12 protein-coding genes and 1 pseudogene are annotated in these 16388 nt (G+C 50.9%); 3 read left to right on the forward strand and 10 right to left on the reverse strand.

All coding sequences use genetic code 11. The features are described from left to right. Positions 1-832: pseudogene (locus ACNRUY_RS09985) on the reverse strand (hypothetical protein); the annotation flags it as partial. Positions 833-1734: 902 nt separating this feature from the next. On the opposite strand from ACNRUY_RS09985, the gene ACNRUY_RS09990 reads away from it, so the two are divergent. Next, on the forward strand, positions 1735-2871 hold the full coding sequence (locus ACNRUY_RS09990) for an autotransporter outer membrane beta-barrel domain-containing protein (RefSeq protein WP_488111481.1): 1137 nt from the start codon (positions 1735-1737) through the stop codon (positions 2869-2871). 51 nt (positions 2872-2922) lie between these two features. On the opposite strand, the gene ACNRUY_RS09995 is transcribed toward ACNRUY_RS09990, so the two are convergent. Together ACNRUY_RS09995 and ACNRUY_RS10000 are read right to left on the reverse strand one after the other, a co-directional pair. Then, positions 2923-5142, reverse strand: coding sequence for a diguanylate cyclase (locus tag ACNRUY_RS09995; protein ID WP_488111482.1), 2220 nt, complete (start codon positions 5140-5142; stop codon positions 2923-2925). Between the two features lie 489 nt (positions 5143-5631). Next, positions 5632-6225: a substrate binding domain-containing protein gene (locus ACNRUY_RS10000; RefSeq protein ID WP_488111492.1), complete on the reverse strand. Its 594-nt coding sequence runs from the start codon at positions 6223-6225 to the stop codon at positions 5632-5634. Between ACNRUY_RS10000 and ACNRUY_RS10005 the strand changes: the two genes are divergently transcribed. After that, entirely contained in the window at positions 6203-6655 is a 453-nt protein-coding gene (locus ACNRUY_RS10005) for a LysE family translocator (RefSeq protein ID WP_488111493.1), read from the forward strand. The genes ACNRUY_RS10000 and ACNRUY_RS10005 overlap by 23 nt on opposite strands. Before the next feature lie 147 nt (positions 6656-6802). Here the strand turns inward: ACNRUY_RS10005 and ACNRUY_RS10010 are convergent, their stop codons facing one another. From ACNRUY_RS10010 to corA, 7 genes are all read right to left on the reverse strand, one after another. Then, positions 6803-7768: an alpha-L-glutamate ligase-like protein gene (locus tag ACNRUY_RS10010; RefSeq protein WP_488111483.1), complete on the reverse strand. Its 966-nt coding sequence runs from the start codon at positions 7766-7768 to the stop codon at positions 6803-6805. A gap of 11 nt (positions 7769-7779) precedes the next feature. Continuing rightward, positions 7780-9318 (reverse strand): inactive transglutaminase family protein, encoded by a 1539-nt coding sequence (locus ACNRUY_RS10015; RefSeq protein WP_488111484.1) that lies wholly within the window; start codon positions 9316-9318, stop codon positions 7780-7782. Continuing rightward, positions 9315-10499: an ATP-dependent zinc protease family protein gene (locus ACNRUY_RS10020; protein WP_488111485.1), complete on the reverse strand. Its 1185-nt coding sequence runs from the start codon at positions 10497-10499 to the stop codon at positions 9315-9317. Before ACNRUY_RS10020 ends, ACNRUY_RS10015 begins: the two co-directional genes overlap by 4 nt. Positions 10500-10784: 285 nt before the next feature. Then, entirely contained in the window at positions 10785-12116 is a 1332-nt protein-coding gene (brnQ, locus tag ACNRUY_RS10025; RefSeq protein ID WP_488111486.1) for a branched-chain amino acid transport system II carrier protein, read from the reverse strand. 253 nt (positions 12117-12369) lie between these two features. Continuing rightward, a complete protein-coding gene (locus ACNRUY_RS10030; protein WP_488111487.1) occupies positions 12370-13380 on the reverse strand; it encodes a caspase family protein in 1011 nt (336 codons plus the stop codon). Positions 13381-13444: 64 nt separating this feature from the next. Then, positions 13445-13924 carry an aminoacyl-tRNA deacylase gene (locus ACNRUY_RS10035; RefSeq protein WP_488111488.1) on the reverse strand — a complete coding sequence of 160 codons (480 nt, stop codon included), beginning with the start codon at positions 13922-13924 and terminating at the stop codon, positions 13445-13447. 96 nt (positions 13925-14020) lie between these two features. Beyond that, entirely contained in the window at positions 14021-14974 is a 954-nt protein-coding gene (gene corA / locus ACNRUY_RS10040) for a magnesium/cobalt transporter CorA (RefSeq protein ID WP_488111489.1), read from the reverse strand. A gap of 511 nt (positions 14975-15485) precedes the next feature. Between corA and ACNRUY_RS10045 the strand changes: the two genes are divergently transcribed. Beyond that, complete coding sequence (locus ACNRUY_RS10045) at positions 15486-16295, forward strand: protein kinase domain-containing protein (RefSeq protein ID WP_488111490.1); 810 nt, start codon at positions 15486-15488, stop codon at positions 16293-16295. The last annotated feature ends 93 nt before the right edge of the window (positions 16296-16388 follow it).

A 16388-nucleotide genomic window follows, 5' to 3' on the forward strand; every position in this document is an offset into this window, starting at 1 on the left:
AGATCAGCTCGAAACAGAGGGTCAGCATCTCCTCCACATCGTGGAGGGTCATCAGGTTTTCATTGCCTTCTTCTATGGCGGAAAGAATCCGCTCAATAAACAGAGGCTCCCGTTTCTGTCCGTGATGGGGTCTTGCCACGACACCGCTTAATCGCTTTTTCAGGGCCTCAGCGGTTCGGGGGTGGTTTTCCTTAAGCGTGTGGAAAGCCTCTTCGGTCTCTTCCCTGGCTTCTTCGATCAGGTCCCGCATCCGATTGTAGAGACCGGCCTTGCGGAAAATTTCAATGCGTTCCGCCTGTCTGGCCAGCTTGTGGTTGCCGGTCAGGTCCTCAATGGCGGTGGCGACCCACTCAGGACCCAGGTCGAGTTTTCGAAGCAGGATACCCGCTGAATGGATACGGCGGGCTTCTTCCGAGAGGTTTCGTTGGCCAAGGTCCCGTACCAGGTAAATCAGTTCCGGAATCTGGTCGATCAGGCTGAGCAGGTTGTTTTTGTCTTTGGCCACCTGGCGACCATGGGTGGTGTTATGAAACACCCGGAAGCCGATACCCATGGCCACGGCAATAATAGAGTATCCGATGAAGTAGAAGGTTCTTTCCAGGGGCATAACCTGCCCATAGGCCAGGTAGTAGCCAAAGTAGGCGGCAAGGAGTGTAACTGGCCCTGCGGTCCAGGCATACTGAAGAATCGTGACACTCCAGGGTTCCTGGTGGGGGGCTCTGGCCACTTTTTCCAGCCAGCGAAGACCACGCTCCTCCAGCTGGAGATCAACGTTTTCCAGTTGTTTGGGGTCCAGCTTCTTGTTGTTGTGAAGGCCGGGGGCTTTTGACATTGGGGGCAGACCTGAGGAGGAGCTATGTTCTGCTGTTATTCTATTCAGCTCCGTCTGTAATTCCCTATATGTAGTTATACGTTTCCCGGTGCAGTCCAGCATTCCATATTCTCATTGTGTGAAGCGCTTGCCGCGGGTTGCTCCGCAACGCTTGTTTTCGGTGATTCAGATTGAAAAGGGGAGGCCCTGGTTATCCGCCTTATTGGCTACGAGAATCCTGCTACCCCTGGCTCTATAGACTTTTTCATGGTTCGTACTGGACGGTTTTTTCTGTTCATGACTGTCTGAGTTACTGTGACTTTGCGGGTGCCCCTTCGGCAGGTTTATGAGTTATCGGAAAGGAAATTCAGTACTGAACGGAACTTTTTACTTTTTTCAGGAACCAAAGAAGAGACCGGTATTCAATGTAGCTGTCTTCTGCTTTTTGACTGCTCAGACATAACAAGGTTGTTATCAAGCTTCTTGAGTGAGTTTTTGAGCATCAATAGACAAAAGCAGATCCAGATAAACAGAAAAACCTGCATTGAAAAGCCTGAAATTAATAGCGCAGCAGAAGCGTGTTCGAGCCTTATTTTTGATTGAAGGGTAGTATAGGAAGGAGGGTTAACATGGGAATTGCCAGACGTTTCATGGGGGTGTGTTTTTCGATAATTATGCTGAATGGGTGCGGAGGGGGATCAACAACGTCCTCAGAACCGGATTCTCCTCGAATTACGGCCACGACATTTACATCTGATTCTTCAGGTGCGGGAAAACCAAAGTTCAGAATCAACAAAAACACAATGATGAATGAGGGTTATTTAAACAATAACCAGAAAAAAAGGTGGTCTCAACTTGAAACAGAAATAGAAAGCCTCTATCAGGCTAAAAAGCAAACTGAAGACCTGCCTGATATAGAAGTAATGGCTATTGCTCGTTTCGTTAAAGACATGCATGATAATCCGGAAATTGGTGAAGCTATACAGAGTGGGGCATTCACGAGATCACAGATGATTGATCAGATATTTGCCTCTATCGAAAAGCTGAAGGCCGAGCTTCAATCATCAGGCACTCCAAATGTCCTGGTCAACAATCCATTTTTGCAGCGCTCCGGTGATATGGGCTGGGTTCTCCACAGCGATATCATGTCATCCATGAAGAACGGTTTTGCAGGTTTGGACCGAGATTTTCAGGACAGCGCTCCCACGGTGGTGGATGCCAGTGGGAATCGTCTTCTAACAGGGCTGGAAGAGAACCAGTGGTATTTTTACAGTCAGGGTTCTGCCTTCCGAGGGCATCTGGAGCCTGTAGAGGGACTGCGTCAGGATTACCGGGGCGAAGGCGTTGAATTTGGCCTGTTTTCGACCTTGGAAAATGGCTTTTTGCTGGGTGGAATGCTGGGCGTTCAGAAGGTACGTATGACCTTTTCAGACGGTGGTTCTGACGGAGAGATATACCGACTGGGCCCTTTTCTCTCATGGAGTGATGATCACTGGTCCCTGGATGCCATGCTGACCTACGGTTGGGTCGGGTTGAAAACCCGTCAGTATGAATGGACTGGCAACCCCACTGGTAATGAGTGGGCTGCCCATGCCCAGCTGAGCTACAGTATCTTCCTGGATGAGGTGGCCCAGGGCATGCGGCTGGTGCCGGAAGGTTATGTGGGCTACCGGGTGGGTGATATTGCGGGTCATGATGAGGGCTCGACATCTGGCTCCCGTCATCTGGATGCCTCCCGGCAGAAGGGATTAACAACCCGTATAGGAAGCGGTATTGTGCATACTCTGCCGGATCTGAGTGCCCCCACTGAACTGAGTGCCAAGGTGGGCCTCCAGAGAACCCATGACCGTCAGCATGACCAGGGCATTGATAATGGCCGTTACCAATGGCCAAACACGCCATTGACTGAGAGCACAGAGACAGCGGTTTATTATGGGCTGGGTTTTAACCGTCTGTTTGGCGCTGGAAATGATAAGCTGATCGGCCTTAATTATATCGGCCTTACCGGGCAGAAGAGTGGCAGTGATTCCATGACACTGTCATACCGCCAGAAGTTTTAATGACTGGCGCTATTGGCAGTACACAACATTTTGCTATGGGCATTTGTGCTGTCAGGGTAAAGGCAAGCGGGCATCCTCAAGATGAGAAAGGGCCGTGCTGACCACGGTCCGGTTTTTTCCCTGTTGTTTAGCCTGATACATGGCGGTATCCGCATCTTCCAGCAGCTGATCAAGGCTGGATACCCGGCTTGAGAGGGCCGCCAGTCCAATGCTCAGGGTGATGGCGGTATTTTTGAACAGACCGCTCTCTTTTTCTATGTTACTTCGTATGCGTTCCGCTACCTGAAAGGCCTGCCAGGGCTCAGTGTTGGGTAGCAGGGCCACAAACTCTTCCCCACCGTACCGGCCCAGCAGGTCCTCCTGGCGGAGTGTGCTGCGGCAGGTGGAAGCGGTTCGTTTCAGTATCTGATCTCCTCGGGCATGGCCCAAGCGATCATTTAACTGTTTGAAATTATCAATATCAATGAACAAAGCGCAGCAGGAGGGAGTAGGCTGTTGTTCAGCGGACTGCGTGAGGATGAGCTCTGCTTCCTGGCAGAAGGCCCGGCGGTTCAACAACCCCGTCAGAGCGTCCAGGCTGGCCTGCTGTCGCCAGAAACGGGACTGGCGGCTGGCCTGGAACAGGGTGCAGGCATGGCTGCTGATGTCGCAGGCCGTCTGCCAGGTGGCTGAATTCCTGTGATGGCGAGGCGGAGAGAGCACCAGCAGGGTTTTGTGGCCATCTTCAATGCTCAGGGGAAAGACCCAGTAGATGCTGCCGTACCGATCCTTGAAATTGATTTTGGTCTCAACCCCTGAGGTAACCACATGAAAAAGCTCATCTTCAATGGCCGGTAACTGGCTTCTCAGGCTTTCAGCGGCTTTTGAATAGTCTCCCATTATATGCCAGTCATCCTGTTCATGGATCAGGATCATAACGGGAATTCCCGGGAGCACATCTTCAAAAGTGGACAGTATCCGCTCCGGGATGTCCGCTTCTGCCAGGGGGGCTTCCGGTTTCTGCAGATGTTCCCTGAGAGCCGCTTCAAAAATACGGCGCTTCCGGCTGGCCGGGGCGATGGCACTGATCGCCATGGCATGCTGCAGATTCTGTTGATGGCTTTGCCAGTAAAACAGAGGCAGTAAAGCGGCATGTAGGGACAGAAGCAGAATTTCATGGTAGCTGGGGAGGCTTCTGGGCCAGGGTTCAACCAGCCATGACAGGGAAAGCAACAGCAGCATCACCAGCGCTGAAGGTGTTGCCAGTCGTGCAGGTTTAATGCCGTTGTATAGGCAGTACCCACTTGCCAGCACAACAAGGGCGAAACAGGCCAGCAGGGTGATGGCGGCCAGCTCCAGAATCACCAGGGGCTGGCTGCTATCCGGTGCACTGAGAAAATACACAACCATGGCTATGGAAAGGGTGTTGAGAGACAGGATCACCCGATCTGCCGTAGGGGCATAAATGGGGAGCAGGGCCAGAGTCCTGTAGCTGATGATGCCGGTTACCAGAACCAGGGTTGTCATCAAAATCAGCCAGTGTCCCGGGTCACCCAGCCAGGAGAGGGTTCTGAAGATTTCGCCCTGCCACATGATGATCAGGACGTTGGCTGCCAGCATATGACTGATCAGCAGGTAAAGAGCCGGTGTCCGGTTTCGGTAGGTGAGGGTGAAGATAAAAATCAGGGCAACGATCAGCAGGGTTTGTATGGAGCTTAATGCCTTTTTTTCCTCGCTCACTTCCTGAAAATAGGCATAGGCTGGCCAGAATTCAGGTGCCAGGCGATTGGGAGAAACCGATTGGTAGCGTAGATAATAGGTTTTCAGTTCACCGGGATGCTGATCCAGTTTCAGGGTGCTGGGGGTTGTTCTGGAAAAAGAGGCATTCATCCCCATTTTTCTCAGGCGATAACCGTTGGCGTAAGGAACAAAAACATCCAGTTTCTGGTAGGGTACCTGGCGAAACACCAGTAGCCAGTCTGCCTGGGAAAAACTGGAAAGCCTGACATCCAGTCGGTACCAGTGGTGGTGATCGTCTGTCCCCGGGGAGATGGTTTCTGTTGATGAGTTTTTGAATATGGCGGGTGGAGGCGCTATGGGACTGAGTTCCGATAGCTGGATTGCCGCGTCGCCGCCAAGGTAGACCGGTTGGGCTACGGCTTGAAAGGCTGTCAGTAGCAGGAGTGTCAGCAGCAGCTGTCCTGGTTTGGCCTGGTGCCTGGAAAGTGGCTGGAGAGCCCTTGAAGTAAGGGCTTTGAAAAGTGTGAACTGTGAGACAAGAGTGGCAAACAACTTATTCGTCATCCCTGGCGAGGGTGAAATTCCATTACGCTTTATAGTGCTGCCTTGACCCACACCATCAGTGAAAAAAACAGATGTTACGTCACCCTTGCCCATGAAAAAAGGGCAGGCAAACTGTACTTCACGACAGTCGTCAGTCTGGAGCCTGGTTTGTCGATTAAACAAGCGATACTCTCCTTCCTGGAGATGCAGATCCCTCAGAGACCAGCCAGACAACCTTGAGCAGAAAACAGCCAATCTTCCGTAAAAACACAAAAGGGCAGTTTAAACGCAGGCAGAGTCATTTCCAGCGTTATGGAAATCTGACATTTGCTCCCGGTCCAGCGCCCTTTTTCAAGCCTGACCTGAAAGAAGGGCTCACTGGGTAATATTCTGACACAGCCACAACCTGTCTGTGAAGTCCCAGCCCTTCTGCGGCGGTTAAATCAATCCAATATGTGAGCGAGTTCCGGGGGCAAAATGGTTAACTGATTATTTGTATTAACCTGCTTCTGATAAAAAATGCAAAAGCCGTTTAGTATTGCTGTTTTCAGCGATGTTACCGGGCCATACAGCATAGAGGGGAATGGGCTTGACCTGCCATTGTGGCAGTACTTCAATCAGTGCCTGCCTTCTGATCAGGTCGTTCACCATATAGTCGGGGGGCGTTGCCAGCCCAAGCCCAAATGCTGCGAAATTCGCCAGTGCATCGACCTTGTCCACACAGATCCTGCTTTGGAACTGGATAATTTCTTCATGCCCGTGCTGGTTTAGCAGGGTACGTTTGTCAGGAAGCATTGCCAGTTTTATCCAGTGCCATGAGGCAAGGTCTTTTGGGTGCTGAGGCGGTTTGTGGCCTGAAAAGTACTCTGGAGAGCAAACCAGTTTTCGTTGTATTTCCCCCAGGGGTTTGGCTTTCAATGAGCTGTCTTTAAGGTGTCCTGCCCTGATTGCGATATCAATGCCCTCTTCGATGAGATTTTTCCGTTCATCGCTGTATGTAATTTTTAGTTCGATCTGTGAGTATCGACGAGCAAAATCAGCCAGCTGATGGTTCACTGTTTTGCTGCTGATGGTGGGAATGGGTCTGGACAGGGTTCTTTTTCAATTACCAGTACTGGCTGATGGCTTGTCCGTTGCGGGCTCTCTGTTCATCGTATATATGGGGTACAAAATTGCCCGTGCCAGACCAGGAGTCCGCAGTAGTGGCCAAAGGTCCTGTCCCTCATTCAGTCAGGGAGTAATACTACAATGGCTTAACCCTAAAGCCTGGGTTGCCTGTGTTTCGGGTGTATCGGCATTTGGAGTGGCTGGTTCGTACGCTCTGCTTGGCCTATTTGCCGGCGTGTATTTTTTGATCTGCTACCTGTCGCTTTTAAGCTGGGCAGTGGCTGGTGATAAAATGGCCCCTGTAGTGAAAGATTCCAGACACATGAGAGCTCTTAATGTGGTTATGGGATTGTGTCTTATGGCTGTGGCGGTTCATCTCTTTTTCAAAAGCTCAGCGGTTCAATTTTTCGAATAGACTCAGATCTTGTTGTAGCGAACAGCTCACTTCAACTCTTTTTCAGAGTGAGGCAGGGGCAGTTTTTTTCGCTATGACAATTTTATTTGGGAAAAAACAGGCAGAAGAAAACTGCCTGCGTTAATGGGTTATAAAATCAAATCGCCCTTAATTCATGGCAAATTGACTCTGGGAAAAGGCGACCCTTTCATCAATGCCAATATCATGGTGACGAAGCTGTTCTATTGCGCTCAGACGGGGTTCAATGCCCTGACCGTTGGCTATCTGGATAGCCAGGCCCGGTCGGGCGTTAAGCTCAAGAATCAATGGGCCCAGGTTTTTGTCCAGGACCAGGTCAACCCCGAGATAGCCGAGCTGGGTCATTTCATAGCAGGCAGCAGAGAGCTTCAGAATTTTCTCCCAGTGGGGGACTTTCAGTTCTGAAAAATCGTAATCGGTATCGGGATGTTTGAGCACCGGGCGATCGTATTGAACCGCTCTGAGGCTCTGGCCATTGGCGATGTCCAGGCCAACACCTACCGCCCCCTGGTGAAGGTTGGCTTTGCCATCGGAGGCCCGGGTGGCAAGGCGCATCATGGCCATGACCGGGAAGCCTCTGAATACAATGGTGCGGATGTCCGGAACTCCTTCGAAGCTGTAGTTGTTGAACATCGGGTCAGCAACAATCAGGCTTTCAATCAGGGCCATGTCGGTTTTACCGCCCAGACTGTAGAGCCCACCCAGGATATTGGATACATCCCGGCTGATGTCTTCGAACGAAAGGCTGTCACCACTGGCTTTTACAAACCGGTCTCCATCCCGGCCGGTAATGACCATAATCCCTTTGCCGCCACTGCCCTTGGCCGGCTTGATAACAAATTGCTGCAGGGGTTCAAGGAGCCCCTTCAGGTTTCGGATATCGGACTGGTACTCAATGACCCCAATCAGCTTGGGAACATCCACCCCCGCTTTTTCTGCCATGCGTTTGGTGGTCAGTTTGTCGTCCACCAGAGGCAGTAGCCGCCTTGGATTGTACTGGGCGATGTAATCCAGGTTACGGCTGTTCATGCTGAGAATCCCGGCTTCGCGAAGCCGGGAGGGGGTAGTGAACGAGAGCTTGCTTAACAATCCCATAAAGTTACCTGCTATCTGGAAGCGCTGCTATTGGCTAAAGGTTGAAAGCGCCTGAGCTCCAGGAGCCGGTAACCGGTGTACTGTCCCAATAGCAATACCAGCCCAAGCAGGGTCAGCATCAGTTCCGGGAAATTAAAGGTAAGCTGTTCAACAATAGGATTGCTCATGAGCAGGTAGCTGATGGTGGCCACTAGCAAACTGCCACCGCCTTCTATCACCACATCCTTGGGGCCTTCTTCCTCCCATAGGATGGACATGCGTTCAATGGTCCAGGCCAGAATGATCATCGGGAAGAAGGTGACGGTGAGGGCCTGGGTAATGCCCAGTTTCCAACTGAGTACACTCATGGCGGCCATGATGAGAATGACTACGATGATAACCGCTGCCAGTCGCGCCACCAGCAACATATTCTGCTGGCTGAGGATGGAGCGCATCCAGAGCCCAATGGAGACCAGGGAGATAAAGATAATCAGCCCTGGCAGTAGCTGGGTCTGCAGGAAAGCAACGGCAATCAGCACAGGCATGAATGTTCCAGAGGTTCGCAACCCAACAAGAATGCGCATCACCAGGACAATCAGAACGCCGATGGGTATCAGCAGGATGTTTTTAAAGGCATTCTGGACTTCCAGGGGCAGGGCGTAGATGGAGAAGTCTACCAGAGCGGCCTTGTCCTGGGTCGCCTGGGTAAGGGCCAGTTCACGGGTGGGCAGCGTCTGGGAGATGATGGAGAATTTCACTTCGGAGCTTACCCCTCCCATGACATCCAGAAGGGATTTGCCACCCCGCTGCCAGAGGAAGAAGGTATCCGGGTTTCCTGCTTTTCCTGTTTTGGGGTCAAACAGCTGCCAGTCGTGACCATCGAATACTTCCAGCATCTCAACAATGGGTTGCCTGCGTCGTCCATCTTCCAGGTGAAGTCCCCTGACCACGCGGGCGGGAATATCAGCCATATGAAGGAGGCTGACCAGCAGCTGGGGAAGGCTTTCATCTCCCTCGGTCATGCCCAGAAGCATGTTGGTGTTCTGGCTTGGCTGCAAGGCAGTGAACTCTTTCAGAAGGGTACCAGCGAAACTGATGGAATCGGCAGAGCGTTCCCTGACCCTTTTCAGCAGCCCCTGGGCAGCGGTCTGGTAGGGCTCTGGCAGTACCGGGCGGATGATTTCACCCGGCAGGTCGGCTGCTTTCTGCTCAAAGCCTGGCTCAATATGCAGTTTTACTTTGTAAAAAAGGTCCTGGCGCCCACGGGCTTCCCGGATGCTCCACTCCGCCCGACGTTGCCCCTTTTCTTCAAACTGGTTAATCCCGTAACCCGGTGACGCAAAGGATTCATCAAGAATACGTACGCCAGGTTGTTGATCCGGCAGCGTCAGGCTGGCCTGGGCGGGGTTGCCATCGGCTTTGAAACTCACCCAGGCTTCTATGCTCCATACCGTCGAAGTATCCCGGCCCAACAGAGGGAAACCCAGGGCAAAATGTTTGTAGAGAGCCAGTCCGACCCCGGCCAGGATCAGAAAGATGACCATAAAACTCAGTTGAAATCGACCCTTCATTCCTTTTCTCTCTCTTTTGGCAGGCGTCCCTCTGCGGAGGTGTATTCTCTGGAGACATCAACCACTGCGGTGTTTTCTAGAAAGCGGGCTCCCACCAGAACCGGGTACTCATAGTTATCACGGTCACGAAGACTGAACTGGGTGGGCTGTGAAATGTCACCGATCCGGGCCTTCATGGTGATAACAGGACGTCGTTCAGATTCCGCACCGTGGCGCTTGATCCGAACGAACCGGGTAACAGGTTGTTCAATGGTCACCATTTGGCCGGTACTGTCGGGCAGTTTGAAATGAACCCATTCCTTATCCTGCTTCTTGAACACCCTGAGTTCACGGGCATCCAGTGAGGAGGTGAGGGCTCCGGTATCAATACGGGCCTTGAGCGCAACCCCGGTTTCCGCCAGAGTGATGTACTCCACTGATCCTAAAGTCACCAGCCCTTTGGTGGACACGGGCTTTTCAATGGCCCTGGTGTATGACTTTTTATCAAGCGGTGCTTTCACTTTTTTGGAACGGGTATCAATGACGCTTTTACGGGCGATGTACTGTTGTTTGACATCCACCACCGCCAGGTCCTTGATAAAGTTTCTGCCAATCAGCAGGGGGAAGTTATATCGGGTTCTGTCGGTCAGAGACACTTCTACCGGCTGGGTGATATCGCCGATGGCCAGTGTCAGGTTAACCACTGGACGCTCAATGGCACTGGTTCCAGGGCGCTTGATTCGAATGATCTCCTTAACCGGCAGTTCCATGGGAATTGTGCCCCTGGAGGTGCGCGGGAGGTCAAATTTGACCCATTTTTTGCTGTCCCGTTCAAAAAAACGGATGTTCCTGGCATCCACCGAAGTGTTGGCTGCCCCGGTATCCAGCTTTGCCTCCATTTCAAGGTTCTGGTTAGGGAGTGTAGCCATTTCATTGATTCCGAGAATCAGCCGGCCATCCAGGTGGGCTGGAATCTGGACTACTTTCTCGCGAACGGTGATGGAATGGGTCTTTTCTGGCGATTCAGGCTTGCTCTGGGGATCAGGCGTTACCATGGCAGAGTCCGGTGTACTGGCTTCTGGAATCGGTTGCGGGGTACGGGTGGCATCCCCTTCGGAATGCCCTGTTTTGAAGATTGCCTGACAGCCCGTCAGTGTAACGACGGCAAGGATAACAGCGGGCACGGCCAAGTTGCGGAACATCTGACTTGCACTACTATTTTTGAGGGTTATTAAAGGTCACACCCTGGAGCCTGAGCTGACAGACCCTCTCAACGCTGGTAACCGTGAATGTTGCCTGCGCCTCCTGCACCCATGAGCTAAGGGGTGACAGGTAAAGCCTTGATGCGTCTTTCCTTATAAAAACACGCTCGTTGTCGTGTGTAATGGATGTCTGCAGGGCCTGGGCAACTGTAAACACAGAAGCTTACTTTATCTCCAGCGGCTTGCCAATTCTTCCGTTTGATAATTCACTGTCAGTTCACGAAGTTAATCTCCCTGAAGACCGGTGTCTGGTCTCAGAATAAGACCCAGCAGCCCGCTCAACAGCAGTGCGGCAACGGCCGGCAGTAACCAGCTCAAGTGGGCATCATAGCCGGGTAACAGGCTGAAAGGGGCCAGGAATTCGGTTAGTCCAGGAAATTCCCGTGTCTTCAAGGCATCGATCAGGCTCATAAAACCGGTGGTGAGCAGAGTGGTCCGGTAAGTCAGGTTGGGGTTGGGTATCCACTCTCGGAAAAGGCCCAGAAAGATCAGCACAATGCAGACGGGATAAAGAATCAGCAAGGCCGGGATAAACAGGTCAATAATCTGGTTCAGGCCGAGATTGGCAAAAAAAACGCAGACGATGCTGACCAGAGTGACAATGGTGGTGTAGCGCAGTTTTGGGATCATTTCATCAAAATATTCGCTGGCGGCGGTGATACAGCCGATGGCTGTGGTCAGGCAGGCCAGAGTTACAACACCTGCCAGCAATGATTTTCCGGCAGTTCCAAACAGCGCGTCTACATACAGTGTCAGAATCTGCCCACCGTTTTCCGGGTCAGGTGCAATCGCGTTGCTGGTGGCTCCCAGGTAAAACAGGGAAAGATAAACCAGGGCCAGTCCGGAGGCAGCAATGATCCCCGTGGTAATGCTGTAGTAACAGAGCCGGGAAGGCTCATGGATGCCGTGGGATCGCAGGTTGGTAATGATAACGACGCCAAACATGAGAGCGGCCAGGGCATCCATGGTCATGTAGCCTTCAAGAAACCCGGTGATAACCGGAGCATTTTGATACCCGATTACGGCTTCACCCGGCGTGCCCTGTGGTGCCAGAATAGGGGCTACTCCCAGAATGACCAGCAGGATGATGAGGGCTGGGGTGATCAGTTTGCCAACGGACTCCAGCAGTTTTCCCGGGCGAATGGACAGGTACCAGGCGATCACAAAGAACATCAGGCTGAACAGCAGTCTTTGCCAGTCACCCGGTGCTTCCAGAAAGGGGGCGATCCCTACCTCATAAGATACCATGGCCGTTCTGGGGACGGCATAGAGTGGGCCGATAATTAAATAAATACAGCTGCCTATGGCAATAATCAGTGAGCGTGGCAGCTCTCTGCTGATTTCGTTAAATCCGCCCCCCACCCGGGCAATGGCGACCACTCCCAGGAGAGGCAGACCAACACCAGTCAATAGAAAGCCGAAGGCGGCCTGCCAGAGGTTTTCTCCGGCCAGCTGGCCCACCATGGGCGGGAATATAAGGTTGCCAGCCCCCAGGAACATGGCAAATACCATGAACCCCATTCCAATGATATTCTGCAGGCTTAGTGTTTGTTTCATTTTTCTCCCGTTTATTTTTGGAGGGGGATTTTGGAGCATGCCCTGATTCTGGTTGGCGGCATTTAGCCTCAGGGCTTTAACCGACTCCCCAGTTAACCAAGTCTCAGCAGTTTGAGTATGGAGGCAAATCAGAAAAGTGGTAGTCTGATTTGCAACACCATGAATAATAGAGATTCTTGTTTGGGAAAAGAGTTCCATCCATGGATGGTATTATCAATTGATTTCCATATTAACAATGATTAGTGAGGGGGGCTTACCAGCCAAACAGTTTCATCGTATCAGATACCGGGAAGTTGGATGACAAGACAGCGTTCTGATTCAGGTTATAGCGTACGTCACGATCCATTTTGATTTCACGTAAAAGGCCTGGGAGATTTTTGATAAAAAGGTTTCGGTAGTGTTGTTTCGAAAGCACTTGAATCAGCCGGTTGGTAAAATCACCTTGATAACTTCTCCAGGCTTCCTCCCCCTGAGGATGAGGAAGGTAGGCATCTGCTGATGTCTCTTTGTCACGGCTGGCGGATACAACAAGCATGGATGCTGGAATCTTACGGTCTTTACCGGTGTGGACTGTCTTCGTATAACCCGGATAAGCTGTGTCGTAAATATATCGATAGGGAAGGTCAAGCATGCTGCCAGCATGGCAGGTATCGACAAATACCAGAATGCGAGTGTCAGGGCTGAATTTGGCAAACGTTTTATGGAGTTTGTCGTCGGCAATATTACCGTTGCTGCAGACCAGCATTTCGTCGATAAAATCCAGTTCGTCTCCACTGGTATCCATACGGCGTGTGCCATGGCCACTGAAACTGACAATGATTCTGTGCGGGCCGGGCTTGGCATGGGTGGTTTCAGCCATGGCTTCCAGTTTTGAGAGAATAGTATCTGTTTCAACGGGCTTTCTTAGATCGGTCATTACTGTGATGGCACTTTCAGGGATTCCCTGGGTTATCTTTGCCCAGTCACATAGGTTATTGGCATCATTTCTGCAGCCTGACAGGTTAGATACTAGAGAAGTCTTATCGTAATTCTGCCCAACAAACAATGCCTTGATTTTATCAATGTGCTCAAACTCCATAAAATACTCCGCATCTTTTGCCTTTGAAACCTCTGGAATCGCTGAACTGAAGGCAGAAGCGCCATCGTAGGTTTCTTCATCTGGGTCATGCAGCCAGCACAGTCCAGTATTAACCATTGCTAGTGTAAAGCTGGCAATCAGACAGGCAATGCCACGGCGTATAAACGACTTGGATATTACGATCATGATGGACTCTTAGCCTCTTGATGAGGTAGGGCTTGATGAAAGGGCTTGAGGCGAACGGGAGGTGCTAGTGTGCCGGTGATGAGCACAGGTTGTCGTGAAGGGAGCCTGAAACAATTTGCTGGAAAGCCTGCTGGCCAATGTGAATCAGGGTTTCATGATCGCCTGCTTCCATATAAAGATCCGGCTCTTTGCCCAGGCGGTTATCCCAGACCATCTCCATGTTGTACAGTGTGCCCAGAGGCGGGATAGCCCCTTTTTGGCAATCACTGAAGCGGCGGCTGATCTCTCTTTCAGTGGCCATATGCATAACGCAGTCCGTCAGCTGGTTAACCTGGCTGACCTTGACCCGGTTGGCCGCAGGTACCAGGGCCATCAGGTAATTATCAACCTGGTCCCGGAGAATAATGGCCTTTGCCAGCTTATGGAGAGGAATCTGTGCAGCAATGGCGCTTTGCACCGAGCTGTGGCTGGGAGAGTGGCTGACGGTGTCATAGGGGATGTGTTGATCCGTCAGGAACTGCTGTACCCGTGAGGGCATGTTCATGGGGGCAATACCTCATTAGCTGGGGGAGAAAAGGAGGTGTGCCTAGTATAGCGGGTTTAGGTTCAGTGCAATAAAAAGAGGAGGATGGGCTGGTGGTCACAACCAGCCTTTTCTCTTGAAGAAGAAATAAGTACCAAAAGCGCTTAGCAGCATCAGCCCCAGGGCCATGGGGTAGCCAAACTCAATACTGAGTTCCGGCATATCATGAAAGTTCATACCGTAGATACTGGCGATCAGGGTCGGGGGCAGGAACATGACCGCGGCCACGGAGAAAATCTTGATGATGTTGTTCTGCTCCAGATTGATATACCCCATGGTGGATTCCATCAGAAAATTGACTTTTTCAAACAGAAAACCGGTGTGAGGCGTCAGAGACTCAATATCTCGCAGCATTTCCCGGATGCTTTCTTTCTGGTCTTCATTGAGCATTCGGTTGCAGGCTCTCATCAGGTAACGAAGGGAGCGCTGGGTGTCCAGCAAGTTCAGCCGGACCTTGCCATTGAGATCCTCCTGAAGGGTGATAGTGCGAAGCTGTTCATCCACATCCTGAGTTTCTTCGGAAACAGCGTTCTGGCTCACTTCCTCAAGGTCTTCATAAATTTCTTCCAGGATATCGGCAAGATACTCCACCTTGGCATTAAACAGGGCAAGAATCACATCCAGGGGGGTATGGGCTTCGATGTGCTGGGTTTTGAGGTAGTTCCTCATCAGCCGGAACAGACCGGTGGGTTCATCCTGCAGGGTGATCAGTTTATCCTGCCGGAGGTTGAAAGCCACATTGATGTTGCGCAGTTCATGGCCGGATCGGTGGGGAAACAGGGAGCGTATATGAACGCCGTTGTCGGTTTCAAAATACCGGGAGGAAATCTCAATTTCCCCCAGCTCCTCTTCATCGGGCAGGCAGCCGGGAAAGTGACTGGTCAGCCAGTGGTGCTCATCACTGTCCGGTTCAACGGCATCAAGCCATATAGTGCCCCTGGCCGGAGGGAGGTCGGGTGGGATCCGGTCAATGGAAAATCGGTTTTCCTGAACACTGTAGGCATTGATCATCTTTACTGCCTTTGGATGATGGATGGGGCGATATTCAAGCAGACCTGGGCAAGCTTATTGAGGGTAGCCTGTCTCCATGCCCTGAAGCATGGATAGGGGGATACCGGATAGGCAGGCCTGTTCACAGTAAGGGGTGGATTCTACTTGAATTGTACGAATTATGCCTTCTATTTATGGCTTTCATCCCCGGGAGCAGGAAAAGGTCGACAGTGACTATAGAGGAACGGAAGCCCTCGAAGTCAGTTACACTGCTCAGGAAAACCCTCAGGAGAGTTGGTGTGAATGGCTGTATTTTGTAACCTATTGTATTTAAAGGGGGAATGTGTTTTTTCCCGGCTTTTGTCATGGTTCCTCCCCTTTTGTCAGTGATACTGACAGGAATGTTATTCCATACCCTTGTAGGATTCGGTACATTCGGAACCAGTAAGCGGTCTTGATGGACAGGGAAAAATCCAGGCTGACACTTTAAAAACATAAAAAAAACAGCTGATCACAGGGATGGGGGGAAGTTATGGATAGGACTGATACAGTAAACAATTTTGATACTGCTCAAGGGAGCCTGTGGGATAACCAGAAGAGCGTCGCTTTGAAAGAAGCTCAGCTCAACGCGTTTGGAAAAACTGTTTATCCAGTTGATGTCCATAGGGAGTACTCTTCCTTGGGGGATTTTGTTGTTCAGAATGATTTTAAATTAGGCGATAGATTGGGCGAAGGACATTTTGGTGAAGTGGCTGTTCTTGAGGATCATTTAAATAGAAAAATCTGTGTATTAAAAATTCCCCACAAGTCAGATGATACCAAGGATGCTGATGATCGTGAGCCACGTTTGAGTATGGATGAGCTGAATTCTGTATCAGATGATGCTAAAGCAAAGCTAAGCCACTCAGAGCTGAACTCAATGTCAATCAAGGATGTTAACGTGACTGAAACTTGTGCAGCTATTGTTCAAAATATCAGGACCGGCGCATTTGAAATTGTTACTTCCAGGGAGGTAGTGGATGATGAGCCTGAAAAGTACAGGCTGAAAGGGGTTTTATCAGAGTTGATTCTTGGAAAAGATTTTTTTGATTATCTTGGTGATCTTGACGATAACCTCTCTTCAGAACAAATTCACAATATTGTTAGCCAGATGTGTCGTGGAATATCGATTATCAATAGTAAGGGAATCGTTTTCAGGGATTTAAAACTTGAGAACATGATGATAGAACAGGGTGGGACGGTTAAAATCCTGGATTTTGGTGAAAGTAAACAGATTTCACGTTCCGCTAAACATGGTAATGAAGGAACCCCCCTGTGTCAGGATAGATGTCGCCTCTTTTGACTCATGACTCTCTTCAATGGAGAGATGATTAAAAGAGGCAGTTATGGCTCGCTACTCCAAAGAAATGAAAGAGGCCGTCATCCAGAAGATGAT

The sequence above is a fragment of the Endozoicomonas sp. Z74 genome, from assembly GCF_057680865.1.